General features: G+C 70.1%; 8 protein-coding genes and 1 pseudogene. 8 read left to right on the top strand and 1 reads right to left on the bottom strand.

What is annotated here, in order from left to right; all coding sequences use genetic code 11:
• Positions 1 to 92 precede the first annotated feature (92 nt).
• Positions 93 to 1,241, top strand: a complete 1,149-nt coding sequence (locus tag EJG53_RS05680; RefSeq protein ID WP_244954997.1) for a barstar family protein — start codon at positions 93 to 95, stop codon at positions 1,239 to 1,241.
• 122 nt (positions 1,242 to 1,363) lie between these two features.
• Here the strand turns inward: EJG53_RS05680 and EJG53_RS05675 are convergent, their stop codons facing one another.
• On the bottom strand, positions 1,364 to 4,915 hold the full coding sequence (locus tag EJG53_RS05675; protein WP_167515060.1) for a chemotaxis protein: 3,552 nt from the start codon (positions 4,913 to 4,915) through the stop codon (positions 1,364 to 1,366).
• A 358-nt stretch (positions 4,916 to 5,273) separates the two neighbouring features.
• Here EJG53_RS05675 and EJG53_RS05670 point away from each other — a divergent pair, with 358 nt between their 5' ends.
• The 7 genes and pseudogenes from EJG53_RS05670 to EJG53_RS05645 all read left to right on the top strand — a co-directional run bounded on the left by EJG53_RS05670 (position 5,274) and on the right by EJG53_RS05645 (position 13,517).
• Positions 5,274 to 5,798: a hypothetical protein gene (locus EJG53_RS05670; protein ID WP_244954996.1), complete on the top strand. Its 525-nt coding sequence runs from the start codon at positions 5,274 to 5,276 to the stop codon at positions 5,796 to 5,798.
• 545 nt (positions 5,799 to 6,343) lie between these two features.
• The gene (locus EJG53_RS05665; RefSeq protein WP_125043920.1) at positions 6,344 to 7,945 is read left to right on the top strand and encodes a S1 family peptidase; all 1,602 of its coding nucleotides are present in this window, start codon (positions 6,344 to 6,346) and stop codon (positions 7,943 to 7,945) included.
• A 765-nt stretch (positions 7,946 to 8,710) separates the two neighbouring features.
• Positions 8,711 to 8,809: pseudogene (locus tag EJG53_RS43820) on the top strand (hypothetical protein); the annotation flags it as partial.
• A gap of 291 nt (positions 8,810 to 9,100) precedes the next feature.
• Positions 9,101 to 9,544 carry a carboxypeptidase-like regulatory domain-containing protein gene (locus EJG53_RS42205; protein ID WP_244954995.1) on the top strand — a complete coding sequence of 148 codons (444 nt, stop codon included), beginning with the start codon at positions 9,101 to 9,103 and terminating at the stop codon, positions 9,542 to 9,544.
• 38 nt (positions 9,545 to 9,582) lie between these two features.
• Complete coding sequence (locus tag EJG53_RS05655; protein ID WP_125043918.1) at positions 9,583 to 9,933, top strand: hypothetical protein; 351 nt, start codon at positions 9,583 to 9,585, stop codon at positions 9,931 to 9,933.
• 78 nt (positions 9,934 to 10,011) lie between these two features.
• The gene (locus tag EJG53_RS05650) at positions 10,012 to 11,898 is read left to right on the top strand and encodes a trypsin-like peptidase domain-containing protein (RefSeq protein ID WP_125043917.1); all 1,887 of its coding nucleotides are present in this window, start codon (positions 10,012 to 10,014) and stop codon (positions 11,896 to 11,898) included.
• 188 nt (positions 11,899 to 12,086) lie between these two features.
• Positions 12,087 to 13,517, top strand: coding sequence for an endonuclease/exonuclease/phosphatase family protein (locus EJG53_RS05645; RefSeq protein WP_125043916.1), 1,431 nt, complete (start codon positions 12,087 to 12,089; stop codon positions 13,515 to 13,517).
• Positions 13,518 to 13,545: the final 28 nt, after the last annotated feature.

The following is a 13,545-nucleotide window of genomic DNA, read 5'->3' as shown; positions in this document are numbered from 1 at the left end:
GGCCCGTGGTGGCGGCGCGATTCCTCCTGTACCGGCAGTGCTTGAATGTACCTTTACGGATTCGTTCAGCCGTTCGCGGTTCAGGAGGACATATGCAGGTTGAGGACGGCCGCTGGAGCTGGGAACGCGGAATCCCGTTGCGGTATCTTCTGGTGGCCGACGGCGGCGAACAGGTGTGGGCCCGGTGTGCCGGCGCCGAAGGGCTGTTCGCCGATCCGGTACCTGCTCCGAGGGAGCGGCTGACCTTTCTCGGATGTGACCCGGCCGGACCGCTGCGGACCGCCGTCGAGCAGCCCGCGGGGACCGCCGTCGAACTGGGCGAGCTCTGCCTCGAAGTCGGGGACGGGAAGCGCCCGGTGGAGTGGTGGGGACTGACCGACGCCGAAGTCGTCGACCGGCGCCCCAGCAGCATCGGCCCCGCCCTGGTCGACGTCGTCGTCGAGGCCGGTGTGGAGGAGCCGGAGGAGGGCCGTGCCGAGCTGACCGGACAGCGGCGGTTCGAGCTGTTCGAGAAGGACTCCCTCGGCACCTGTGAGGGAGTCGAAGGTCTGTACGTCGAACGGTCCGGGCCTCCGGAAGAGCCGATGAAGCTGATCGGCTGCGAGCCCACCGAGGAGCTGCGGGCCGTGCTGGACGCGCCGGAATCAGGGGCAGCCGCCGAGCTGTGGGCCCTGGACCGCTCCGGCCGCCCGATGACGTCCCGGAGCCTCGCGCTGGACGTCGCCGAGGTGCGCCCGTCCGTCCTCGGGGGCGGCCTGCTCGACATCACGCTCACCGGCGGTGTCGACGACCCGCCCCCGCTCCTGGCCGGACCGGTCTGGGATGTCTGGTACGAGGGGGTGCCGGACGCGCTCAACGAGTGGGCGCGGTTCACGCCCGAGGGCAGGCACGAGTGGCTCAAGGTCGCCTTCCGGAACCGGGCCAGAGGGGGCGCCGACACGTCGGGCGGCACCTACCACGTCGACGGCACCCACGTGACAGACGTCTACGGGCTGCACTGCGCCCTGGGCGAGGCGCTCCACGGTCCCGGCGGGTACTACGGCATGGACTGGCAGTCGTTCAACGACTGCCTCGGTGGCGGGGTCGGTGTGGTGCCGCCCTTCACGCTGGTCTGGCACGACGCGGAGACCGCCCGCCGCGCACTGGCCGGTGTCGTGGAAGACCCTGAAGAAGGGCTCACCTACTTCGAGGAGATCGTGCGACGCCTCGAACGTTACGGCGTGGTGGTCGAGCTCCAGTAGAACGACGGAGGGCCTTGCCGAGTGGGAACTCGGCAAGGCCCTCCGCATCAGCTGGGGGAGGCGGTGTCAGTGACTCTCAAGAGCCCTGAGAACAAACGCACCTCGTACGTCCGCCCCGGCGGCTAACCCTTGGGATCGTAAATGGTGACCCGGTTGTAGTTGTGCTCCGAGATCCAGCCGATGTCCCCGTACTTGTTCACCAGGATTCGGTAGTTGTTCTCGCCGTCTCCCATGTCGTAGATCTTCGCGTCTTTCCACTTCCGCAGAACAGAGGGCGGCGTCTTGTTGGGGCCACTGGTGCGGCCTTCGTAGAAGTCAGGCGTCCCGTCGGGATTACGGCGTTGCGACCGCTCGCCCTTCATCACCTTCTCGACGTTGTCATGGATGACCTTCGGCGTCTGCCCGCTGCCGCCGCCCTTGCTGCCGGACCGCTTGCTCCGGGCCTCGCGGAGCGCCGTCCCGAGACCCTCGTCGATACGGCCGACGCCGTCAGCGGTGGCGTACGCGCCGCCGATGATCACGCCGGTGCTCGCGACGATCGCCGGAGCTCCCGCCACGCACAGGACTCCGGTGGCGCACAGGAAGCCGCCCCCGATGTCGCCCGAGGCGCCGAGCCCGATCCCGCCGAGGCCGAGGAGCGTCTCGAAACTTCCCGCCCAGATGTCGCCGTTGCCGAGAATGGACGTGGCATAGTCGGCGAAGGTTTCCGCACCGTCCTTGACCGCGCCGGCGCCCTTCTTGAGCCAGCCCGGTGCCCAGTCCGGCCAGCCGTCGTCGTCGTCCTCCTTCGACTCATTGGCCTCGGCGAACTTCTTCTTCCAGGCCTCCTGGAGCTTCCGCCACTCGGCAGCTTCCTTGCGCTGCTTGTCGACGACGATCTGCTTGGCCTCGTCGGCGGCCTTGTTCGCCGCCTGGGCGTCCTTGCCCGCCGCGGTGGCCGAGGCGCGTGCCTCGCCGGCGGCGGTCCATGCCTGGTCGGCCGAGCCGCGGGCATAGTTGGCCCAGGACTGCGCCTGGGTGGCGGACCGGACGGCCCGGGTGGCCGCGTTGTTGGCGTCGGCCTCGGCGGCGCGGGCCTGCCGGGCGGACTCGGCGGCCTGGGCGGCGGACGCTTCGGCCTGCCGGGCGGATTCCTGGGCCTTCTTCGCGTAGTCGTCGGCCTCGGCGGACGACTTCTGGGCGGCGTTGGCGGCCTTGCGTGCCTCGTCGGCGGCCTTCTCGGCACGCAGGGCGTGCTCGTTGGCGAGATGGGCGTTCTGCTGCGCGGTGGCCGCTACCCCGGCCGCCTCGGCGATCAGCTGCTGCACCCCGGCGACGTGCGTGGCAGTGAGCCGGTCCTGACGGGCCGCCTTGTACTGGCCGGTCTGGACGAACGCCCGGATCACCTGCGGCGGTCCCACCAGGGCGACCTTCGCCGCGGCCTGGACCTCCGGGCTGCCGCTGCTGGACAGCTGGATGGCGCGGGTGCGCTCGTCGGCCTCCCTGGCGGCGAACTGGCCCTCGTCGAGGAAGTCCACCAGGGCCTGGGTGGTGCCCGCCTTGATCGCTTCCTTGGCGGCCGCCCGCGTCTGGGTGCTGCCCGTGCTCGACAGCTGCACCGCCTTGGTGCGGTACGCGGCGGCGGCCGCCTCGTGCCGGCCGGTGGTCAGGAACTGGTGGATCTGCTCCGCGTTGCCCGCCAGGGACTTCTCGGCGGCTTCCCGGACCGGGGCGGACAGGCCCTCCTCGGCCAGGCGCTCGACCTGGGTCCGCTCGTCCTTCTCGGCGGCCTGCTGCCGGTCGACGAGCACGTACTTGCGTACGTCCTCGTCCGAACCGGCGAGGGCGGCCCCGGCCGCGGCCTGGCTCCAGGCCTCCCGGGTCTTCAGCGCGGCCAGCGCCACCTTGCGGCCCTCGACCGCCGTCTGCCGGGGGTCGGCGCCGGGCTCGGCGGCCTTGGCGGCCAGCCGGTCGGCCTCGGCGTCGAGCTCCTTGGCCTGCTTGGCGGCGCGCTCGGCCCGTGCCTTGCCGTCCTCGTACTCCGTCTTGAGGTCGCGGGACAGGTCCATCGCGGTCGCGGTACGGGTCTTGAGGTCCTCGGCCTCGGTCTCGCGCGCCAGGTCGAAGATCTCACGCGCCTTCTTCACCGCGGCGGACGCTTCGTCGGCGGCCTTCTGCGCCTCGGTGGCGTGCCGCCGGGACTCGCCCGCGGCCTTCTCCGATTCACCGGCGTGCTCGGCGGCCTTCTCGGCCTCGTCCGCCGCCTTCTTGGCGTGTACGGCGGCCCTGTTGGCCGCGTCGCGCGCCTGGTAGGCCGCGGCCGCGGAGCGCTTCGCCAGGCTGGTGGCCGTCTGGGCGGCCCGGGACGCCTCGCGGGCGTGCCGCTTGGCCTGGGCGGCGGCTGCCTGCGCCTCGGCCGAGTGCGTCCCGGCCGCGTCCGCGTAACCACTGGCCTGCAGCGCCGCGTCGGCGGCCGCGTTGGCGTTCGCGCTGGCGCTGGTGGCCGCGCCCGCCGCCTCGCTGGCCCGGTCCGACGCCTTGCCGGCCTCGTCGGCGGCCTGGGCCGCCCACGTCGCGTTCTTGGCGGCGTTCCGGGCCACCTCGGCCGCCTTGCGGGCGTCGGCCGCCTTGCCGGCGTCCGACGCGGCCGCGGCGGCCGCGTTGCGGGCCCGGGAGGCGGCGTCGGAGGCACCGGCCGCAGCGGCTGCCGCCTGCGAAGCGGCGTTGGCCGCGTGCCGTGCCGCGGCGTTGGCCGCGTTCGCGGCGCCGATCGCCTGCTGCGCAGCGCGCGCCGCGCCGCGTGCCAGTTCGGCGGCCTGCGCGGCCGCACTGGCGGCCTGCTGGGAGCCCTTGCGGGCCTCCTTGGCCTCTTCGGCAGCCCGCTGCGCGGCCTCCTTGGCCAGCCTCGAAGCCTCCACCGCACGGTCGGACGCTTCCTTGGCGGCTTCGGTCTTCCGCTTGGCCAGTTCCCCGGCCTCCTTGGCCCGCTGGGCCAGCTCCTCGACGGAGGCCCGCTCCTCGTCCCGGGCGCGGGCCACGTACTGGCCCACCTCCAGGAACTCCCGGATGTCCGACGGACCCGACCTCAGCGCGACCTTCGCCGCCTCACGCGTGGCCTTGCCGCCGCCGCTCATGATCTGGATGAGCCGGGTGCGTTCGTCCGCCTCGCGAGCCGAGTACTGGTCCGTGTCCAGGAACGCGCTGATGTCCTCGGCGGACCCCTTCAGGGCTTCCTTGCCGGCTTCCCGCACATTCGTGTCGCCGGCGCTGATGACCTGGACGGCACGAGTCCGCTGGTCCGCCTCCAGCGGCGTCTTCCAGCCGTCCTTCAGGAAGCTGCTCAGCGCCTCCGGAGAGCCGGCCTGCGCCTTTTTCAGTGCTTCTTTGGCAGCTTCCTGCAGATTGCGGCCGCCTGCCGAATGGATCTGGATCGTCGCGAGGCGCTCGTCGCCCAGCTGAGCCAGTGCCTCGTCGTTGTCCAGGAATTGGCGGACGTCCGCATCGGTGCCCAGCAGCGCGGCTTCCGCCGCCGCCTTGACTCCCGGCCCGCCGTTCTTCCAGAACTGAACGACGCGGCCGCGATCGGTCAGCTGAGGCTGACCGGCGTTCCCGTCGTTCTGGTCTCCCGCCGCGTAGGCCGGGCTCGTCCCGATGACGCCCGCGACCAACGCCAGCGGCAGTACGCCTGCGCACACGGCACGTATGCTGCGCGGCGGCTTTCCTCTCGCTCTCACTACTGTACAAACCCTTCCGGTTTGCTATGTGCTGCCGACTTTCGGCGTCGCGAGCATATCCGCAGCAAACACGGTGGCCGGTACGGCCTTGAGGCGCCAAGTCATCGGCTAAACGCGCGCGTCGGTTCTGTTGCCGCACCGGCTTCGGACGAACGAAGAGGTGGCGGGTTGTGCACCCGATGAGTTTCGTTTTGATTTCGTTACCCACGAGGTCCAGGTGCCTCGATGAACCGTCAGGGTGCTAGGTTTACGGCTCCCCTTTGGGCTGGTTTCCCTGCGGCTGCAGTGCGTTGCCGCCTCGTAAGTGAAAGGAACTCTGGTGATACATCGCCTCCGCAAGTTTCTGATTGCCGGTGTTGTCGGCGCGTCCGCGGCGGTCGCGGGCGGGGCCGCCTTCGCCGTGGCGCAGGCGAGCCCGCAGACTGCGCCCGCCGTGCAGCAGGCGGCTGCCGACACCCCGCCCTCCGCGGTGGAGGATTTCGACTACCCGAACGCGGACAAGATCCTGAAGGAAGTGGGCCTCAAGCTCCGCAAGGGCGACGGGCACATCATCCTCGCCGACTGCAACGGCGCCGCGGACCTCGAAGTCATGGCCAACAAGGACAAGAAGCCCGTCAGCTACTGCTTCAAGGTCACCGGAAAGAGCGGGTACCTCACCCTGGAGGTGCCGCAGCTCGTCGGCATCTGGGAGAACGAAGGTCGCGCCGCCAAGGCCACGCTCACCACCGAAGGCAAGACGAAGACCGTCGCGCTGAAGAAGAACGACCTCACGGAACTGGGTGAGGGCGACATCACCACGGGCGCCAAGGAAGCGACGCTGCTCGAACTGCGCGTCACGGGCTGACACAGCACCTGACGTGCGGAAGGCGACCGGCGCCCCGTGTCGTCGGCGTTGGTCGCACGGAATCCCGGTCCGTACGGACCGGTCCGGCGAGCGGGTACAATCTGACGGCACCTCAAAAGGGCATGGCAAGCGGAGCGGAACAGGCTGACGTAAAGTCGGCCTCCCCCTGGTTCTGCCTGCCTTCGGCGGTATCCCGAATGAGGCGGACCGTGAATCGCGGCATGGCCGCCATTCCCCGGGGTCCGAAACTCCGAGGCCGAACAGGCTCCCATAGGTATACCCATGGGTATCAATACCTGGCTGCCTGAATGCCCGGAAACATCGGCCCCTTTCCACCTCTCCGACGGCCTCGCATGCAATCCCGATCAGGACGGCTCCGGCCGGCCTGATCTGTCGCGGCACGCTACCCGGTGCGCGCGCCGATCCACCGGAACGGGCGCGAATGCGTCCGGCGTCCTGCTCGGAGCTGCTCACCTTCCACAGCGTCACAGGCTCTTCAGTCTTCCCGCACCCCCGCAACATCAGATTCGGAATAGAGAAGCAACATGTACAGCAAGCCTCCGCGCACCTCGTGGATGACCGGGCTTGTGGCTGCGTCCGTCGTAGCCGGCTCACTCGTCGCCGCCTCTCCCGCGCTCGCCGTAGGCGGCGGCACCACCGCGGACGCGACCTATGCGTTCACCGCGAAGCTCGACATCGGCAACGGACAGCGTTCCTGCTCGGGGGCGCTGGTCGACAAGCAGTGGGTGCTGACCGCCGCCAGCTGCTTCACGGCCGAGGCGGGCAAGAACGACGCGCTCACCGACGGGCCGCCCAAGCTCAAGACGACCGCCACGGTCGGCAGCACCGACGTGTCGGGCTCGGCCGGACAGGTGGCGGACGTTGTCGAGCTTGCGCCGTACCCGGGGCGCGACCTGGTGATGGCCAAGCTCGCGAAGCCGGTCACCGGCGTCACCCCGGTGGCCGTCGGCAGCACCGCTCCCGTCGAGGGTGAGCAGCTGAAGGTGGCCGGCTTCGGCCGGACGAAGACCGAGTGGGTGCCGAACAAGCTGCACGCCGCCGCGTTCACGGTGGATTCCGTGCGGGACGGTGCGCTCGGGCTGACCGGCAACAACGCCTCGGTGTGCAAGGGCGACACCGGCGGGCCGGCGCTGCGGGAGAAGGACGGCCAGGTCGAGCTGGTCGCTGTCAACAGCGCCTCCTGGCAGGGCGGGTGCTTCGGCACGAACCCGGCGGAGACCCGCACGGGCGCCGTGGACGCCCGGGTGGACGACCTGAACAATTGGGTCAGCAAGGTCCGTTACCGCGGCGTCTTCCCCAACGCTCCGTGGGGCAAGGCCACTCACTTCGCGTCGGGCTACTTCACCGGCGGCTCGGCCGGCGGCACCCGGCACATGGACCTGATCGTGCGCTGGACCGACGCCGAGATGACCCTGTACCAGGGTGGGGACGACAAGGACCCCAAGCACCCCTTCGTCGCCGAATACCGGCTGGCGGCGCCGAACACGCCCAAAAAGAAGAGCACCTGGGACTACGCCCGGCAGATCACCGGTGCGAGCTTCGGCGACGGCTCGGACGGTCTGGTGGTGCGCTGGGTCGACGGTGAGGTGACGCAGTACACCCATGTGGACAAGGACGGTTTCCACGGGGAGAAGATGCTGGCCAAGAGCGCGGACTGGACGAAGGCCGCGCAGATCACCGCGGGCCGCTACACCGCCAACGCGCAGCGCGACGACCTGCTGGTCGTGTGGAACGACGGCCGCGTCACCCTGCACCCGGACCTGGACTCGAACGGTGTGAAGCCGGCGGCGCAGAAGGTTCTGACCAAGGCGAACTCGACGTGGCCGCACGCCACGCAGATCACCTCGGGTGAGTTCACCGGCAAGAAGACCGCGGACCTGCTGGTGCGCTGGTCCGACGGTGAGGCCACCATCTACCCGGGCGTGGACACCGCCGGCTTCCACGGCGAGATCCAGCTCCGGCCGGCCAAGTCGCCGTGGTCGGGCGCGACCGTGGTCGGCGCGGGTGCCTTCGTGGCCAACGAGCGTCCCAACGACGTGATCGTGCGCTGGGCCGACCAGTCGCTCGGCATCTACCCGGGCGTGGACGCCCAGGGGACGCACGGCGAGATCAAGCTCGTCGGCTGACGCACGCACCGCACAGAAACCCGGCCGGCCACCACATCAGGTGGCCGGCCGGACCTGTGGCTCGTACGCCCGGCCTTACGGGCCGTCGTCCGGCCCGCACCGGACGACTCGTGCCCTCCAGCCCTTCACCACCGCTACTGCCCCGAAGCAAGCAGGCGCCTGCGACGACGCCGCGCCTGTCGATCTCTCCGCACGCCAAGGACCTGCCCGCCCGTGAACCCCTTCCCCACCCTGCCCACTCTGGTCGCGCGCCGAGTACGTCAGAGCCTGTGTGCCTGTGCTCTGGCCGCCAGCCTGAGTGCCGCGGCAACGCTCAGCCCCCTGGAAGCCGCCGGCCCCTCGCGTGCCGACGCCCGTCAGGCCGCCGCCGGCCCTGACAGCGCGCAGTCCCGGCACCGGGGCGAGCCCGCGCTCGATCTGCCCAACCTTCTGCGGGACGGGCAAGGGAAGGAGCCCGCCTCGGGAGACACTGACAAGGCGTCACCGGGTGCTGCGGGGATCCCTGCTACGGCGTTGGCGGCGTATCGGAAGGCGGAGGGGGTGTTGCGGGGGAGTCAGCCGTCGTGTGGTCTGCCGTGGGAGTTGGTGGCGGGGATCGGGCGGGTGGAGTCGGTGCATGCGTCGGGGTACGGGCTGCGGGTGGATGGTTCGACGGTGCGGCCGATTCGGGGGCCGCGGCTGGACGGGGTGGAGTTCGCGTTGATCCGGGACACCGATGGGGGGCGGTGGGACGGGGATGCGGTGTTCGACCGTGCGGTGGGGCCGATGCAGTTCATTCCGTCGACGTGGGGGAGTTGGGGGGCGGACGGTAATGGTGACGGGGTGAGGGATCCGAACAATATGTTTGATGCGGCGTTGGGTACGGCGCGGTATCTGTGTGCGGGGGAGCGGGATCTGCGCCGGTCTGCTGATCTGGACCGGGCCATTTTGAGTTACAACAATTCCCGCGCGTATGTGAATGCGGTGCGGAAGTGGATGGATACGTATCGTGGTGTCGGGGTGGTGGAGACGCCGGATGGTGCTCCTGCCGTGCCGCACCGGCCTGATCCTGCGGACAGAAGCTCGGGGGTGCGCCCGGGGCCGGGTCCCCTTCCGGGGCAGGGGCAGGTACGGCCTATGCCGCAGCGTCCTTCGGGCAAGCCTGCTCCTGAGCCCGTGGAGAAGCCGAAGCCGGTCGAGAAGCCGCAGCCCGTCGTGGATCACCGCACCGTGACCAGGCTGGAGCCCCTGGGCAGTCGCGAGCTGGACGCCGAGGTCGGGCATGCCGTCGCCAGGCGCCCGCAGGTCCGGGCCCTCGACGCGCACGGCCACCCCGTGCCCGGCGCCCGGGTGACGTTCCGTGGCAACGGTGTGCGGCTGGCGGGGGAGGCCAACACCGTGACGGTGACGGCCGACCGGGGCGGCATTGCCACCACCCCCGCCCTCCAGCCCGCAGATCACCCGGGCCGTTTCACGCTCACCGCGACGGCGCCCGGCGGACGCGGCCCGGCCGTCGACTTCATGGTCACCGTCCGGCCCGCCCCTACCGTCTGGAGCTGTGGGACCAGGACCATGAGGGCCACCAGGACCCGCAGCGTCCGCCCCTGTCGCTGCCCTTGAAGGCGGGCCCGGACAGCCTCCTCTCCGAGCTGCCGTCCGTGCGGGTCACCCGGAACGGCCGGCCCGTCGCCGGGCTGCGCATCGCCGTGACCGTGCTGACCGCCGTCAAGGGGGAGAAGCCGGTGCCCACCCTCGAGGGACCGTTCTTCCGGAACCAGGACGAGACCGAGACCGAGCACGACCGACCGGTACGTTCCCTGCTTCTGCCGCCCACGGACGCCGACGGCCGCATCACCCTGCCGCCCCTGCTCACCGGACCGCGCCCAGGCTCCTACATCCTGCGCCTGACCACCCATTCCGAAGACGCCCCGGCCGCCCGGTCCGGAGACGTCCTGGACATTCCGCTGACAGTCACACCGTCACCGGCCACCGGGCCGCGCATTTCCTGACAGTCACGCTGCATTCCGTATCCGCAATTCGCTCGGCCGGGTAGCCGGCCGAGCCCGCTTCTCCGCAAAGAGCACTTCATGAGACGCACATTCTGGCTGCGCGCCACCACTCTCGGCGTGGCCTCCCTGACCCTGGCCGGCACCGGAATTTCCGCCGCGGCCGCCGTCGGCGCCACCCCGCCGCCTACGGACCGTTCGCCCGCCGTTTCCGCGGCGACGCCGGACGCGCCGCAGATGACCGGTTCCAGCGGCACGCCGGACCCTTCTTCCCCTGAACAGGTGCGAAAGGCAAAGGAAACCGAACGCTACTGGACGCCGGAACGTATCCGCAGTGCCGTGCCGGTGGAGACCGCCGAGCCCGGCGCCAAGAGCGAGGCCGGACAGCCCGCGCCCGGCGTGCGGCGCAAGCGGTCGGCGGAGCCGACCCACCAGGTGGCCGAGGGGATCGCCACCGTCGGCGTGTTCCTGCTGCGCGGCAAGGACGGCAACGCGACCCCCAATCAGTTCTGCACCGCCAGCACCGTCTCCTCCGCCTCCAAGAGCCTGGTCGTCACGGCCGCGCACTGCATCAAGGGCAACACGTCGCTGCGTGACGCCGCCTTCGTCCCGGGCTACCGCGCCGGGACGACCAAGGCGGGCCAGGCCGGCGAGATGCCGTACGGCATCTTCCCCGTGCTGGACGGCAAGGTGTGGGTCGACCACCGCTACCAGCAGAGCCCGGCCGACGACGACGTGGACTTCGCCTTCCTGCGGGTGGGCGCCAATGCCCAGGGGCAACTGCTGGAGGACGCCGCAGGTCCCGGCAACACCCTTACGTCCGTCGATTCCGCGCACCTGGCCCGGGAGAGCGTCACCGCCGTCGGCTATCCGGGTGGGCAGAAGACGCCGTTGTCGTGCACGAATGACACGCGGGCTTTCCAGGGCCGTTTCATGGAGATTCAGTGTGACGGTTACCGGTCCGGGGTGAGTGGCGGCCCGTTCATCGAGGATTTCGACGGGACGCGCGGCAAGCTGGTCGGTGTGATCGGCGGGTACAAGACCGGCGGGCTGTACGACCACACGTCCTACACCTCGCAGTTCGATGATGATGCGGTGTGGCTGTACCGGCAGGCTGTCGCCGATCTTCCGCTGGACGGGAAGTTCACGATGGGCGGGGCGGGCACTTGGCAGCATGCCCGCTCGATGACCGCCGGCAGTTTCCATTCCGCGTCGGTGCGCAACAACGTCAGTGACCTGATTGTGCGCTGGTCGGACGGGGAGGTCTCCCTGTACCCGGGTAATGGTGCATACGGTTTCGGCAAGGACGTGCAGTTGGCCAAGGACCCGGAGTGGAAGAACGCGGCGGTGATGACCGCGGGTGATTTCACCGGGGACGGGACCAGTGATCTCCTGGTGCGCTGGACGAATGGCAAGGTGACCCTTTACAAGGACGTCAACGAGACGAACAAGCTCAAGAACGCCATCCAGCTCAAGGCGCCGAACAGCACCTGGACGCAGGCGGTGGGAATGGCCGCGGGCCGTTTCGGTGGTGGCAATACGCGCAGTGATGACGTGGTGGTGCGGTGGGCGAACGGCCGCGTCACCTTCTTCACGAACGTGGACGCGAACGGTTTCCACGCCGAGTCGCGGCTGGCCGCCCCGAATGGCACTTGGCCGCACGCCCGTGATCTGGCGGCCGGCGACTTCAACCCGTCCACCGGTGACCAGGACCTCTTCGTGCGCTGGTCCGACGGCGAAGTCACCGTCTACGACAACGTCGGCACCAACCAGCTCGAGTCCGAGCATCAGTTGAGCCCCGCGAAGTCGGGTTTCCGTTCCAGCGCCCTGGCCACCGTCGGTGCCTTCGGCGGTGACACCGCCCGCAACGACGTCGTCGTCGCGTGGCCCAACGGCCGCCTCACCCTGAACGGTGACACCACCACGCAATCACTGGCCCGCGAGCGCACTCTGGTGCCTGCCGCCTGACGCACGCACCGCAGAGCCGGGCACCTGCCAGGTGCCCGGCTCTTGTGTGTGTACAGGACACCAGGCGCTTCCGTCGCCGAGCCCGGCACCGACACCACTGACGGGGAAGCGCCCCCGTGTCCGTAGAATCCGCCTTTCTGTGTCTGAATCTCCATGCGACGCAGACCGAACCAGCAAGAGGAGATCGTGTGCGTCGGCTCATATCGTCGTTCGCCGCGCTGTGCGGGCTGCTCGCCGTCGTGGCAGCTCTGCCTGTGACGGCGGCGCAGGCTGCCGGGGGCGCGGACACCCAAAGGTCCGCGGGGCAGCGGTGGGCGCTGAAGTCGCAGGCGAACGGCAGGTACGTCACCGTCGAGGCCGGCGGCAGCGGGAATCAACAGGGCAAGGTGCGGGCCCACGGTGACCGGGCCGGGGACTGGCAGCAGTTCACGCTGCACACCGGCGACAAGGGCGGCACCGTGAGTCTGCGCTCCGATGCGACCGGGCTGTTCGTCAGTGCCGAGGTCAAGGACGCGGGGAGCCACAGCGGGATGCTGCGCAACCGCGGGACGAAGATCGGTGCGTGGGAGAAGTTCCAGCTCGTGCCGCAGCCTGACGGAACGTTTGCGCTGAAGTCCCGGGCGAACGGCAAGTACGTCAGCACCGAGGTCAACGGGACCGGCGGCGACCAGGATCTGCTGCGCGCCCGTTCCGACCGGGTCGGCGCCTGGGAGCGTTTCGCCTTCGAGCGGGTGGACCGGGACAGTCCGGTCCCTGCCCCGGCCGCTGCTCGCGCGGCCCAGCTCAACGTCATGACCTGGAACGTCTGCGGCAATAACAACACCCAGTGCGGCAACTCGCACACAGGCGCCGACACGTTGGCGACCGAGATCGCGTCGCGGCTGCGCCCCTCCGCCGACGGCCCGCTGCCGGACGCGGTGTTCCTGCAGGAGTTCTGCGAGAAGCACGCCGCACCGGTGGAGGAGAAGCTCGAGCAGGCGACCGGCCGCGGCTGGAACGTCTTCTTCGCGCCCATCCACTACAACGCGGGCGCGCTGAAGGCCCAGAAGCAGTGTGACAACGCCGCCGGAGACGTGGACCGTGGCGCCTACGGCATCGGGCTCGCCGTGCCGGACGAGAGCTCCTGGTTCCAGCGGTACGACCTGACCTCCCCGGACACCAACACCCGGGGCGCCAAGACGGAGCAGCGGACCGCCCTGTGCGCCGCCCTGCCGAGCCGCGCGCTGCTGCTGTGCACCACGCACTTCAGCGCGGGCGGACCCGCCTACGACGACGCGGACGGCAGCTTCCGCCGCGCCCAGGCGGGCGAACTGCTGCGCATCGTCGACCGGCCCGGATACCGCACCGTGTTCGGCGGGGACTTCAACGTGGTGCCGCCGGACGCCGCCAAGGGGGAGTCCCGCGATGTGCTGGAGCCCGTGTACGCGCAGTACCAGGAGTGTGCCCAGCTCGGGAATTCCGGCGCGCCGCGCGACGGCCGGCCGACCATCCGCGACATGAAGATCGACTACCTCTTCGCCCCGAAGAACGCCGCCTTCACGTCCTGCTCCACCTCCCCGCAGGCCGAGCCCTCCGACCACCACACGCTGTACGGCACCATCGCCCTGCCCGCAGCCTGACCATGACCTGACAACGAATCGAGAGACG

The organism is Streptomyces chrestomyceticus JCM 4735 (assembly GCF_003865135.1).
Classification (GTDB): Bacteria; Actinomycetota; Actinomycetes; order Streptomycetales; family Streptomycetaceae; genus Streptomyces; species Streptomyces chrestomyceticus.
The sequence above is the reverse complement of the archived record's forward strand: the minus strand, read 5'-3'. Positions and strand labels throughout refer to the sequence as shown.

What these genes read in the sequence shown, in the direction of transcription:
- EJG53_RS05680 (WP_244954997.1), top strand. Translation starts at nt 93, where the DNA reads ATGCAGGTTGAGGACGGCCGCTGGAGCTGGGAACGCGGAATCCCGTTG.
- EJG53_RS05650 (WP_125043917.1), top strand. Translation starts at nt 10,012, where the DNA reads ATGAGACGCACATTCTGGCTGCGCGCCACCACTCTCGGCGTGGCCTCC.
- EJG53_RS05665 (WP_125043920.1), top strand. Translation starts at nt 6,344, where the DNA reads ATGTACAGCAAGCCTCCGCGCACCTCGTGGATGACCGGGCTTGTGGCT.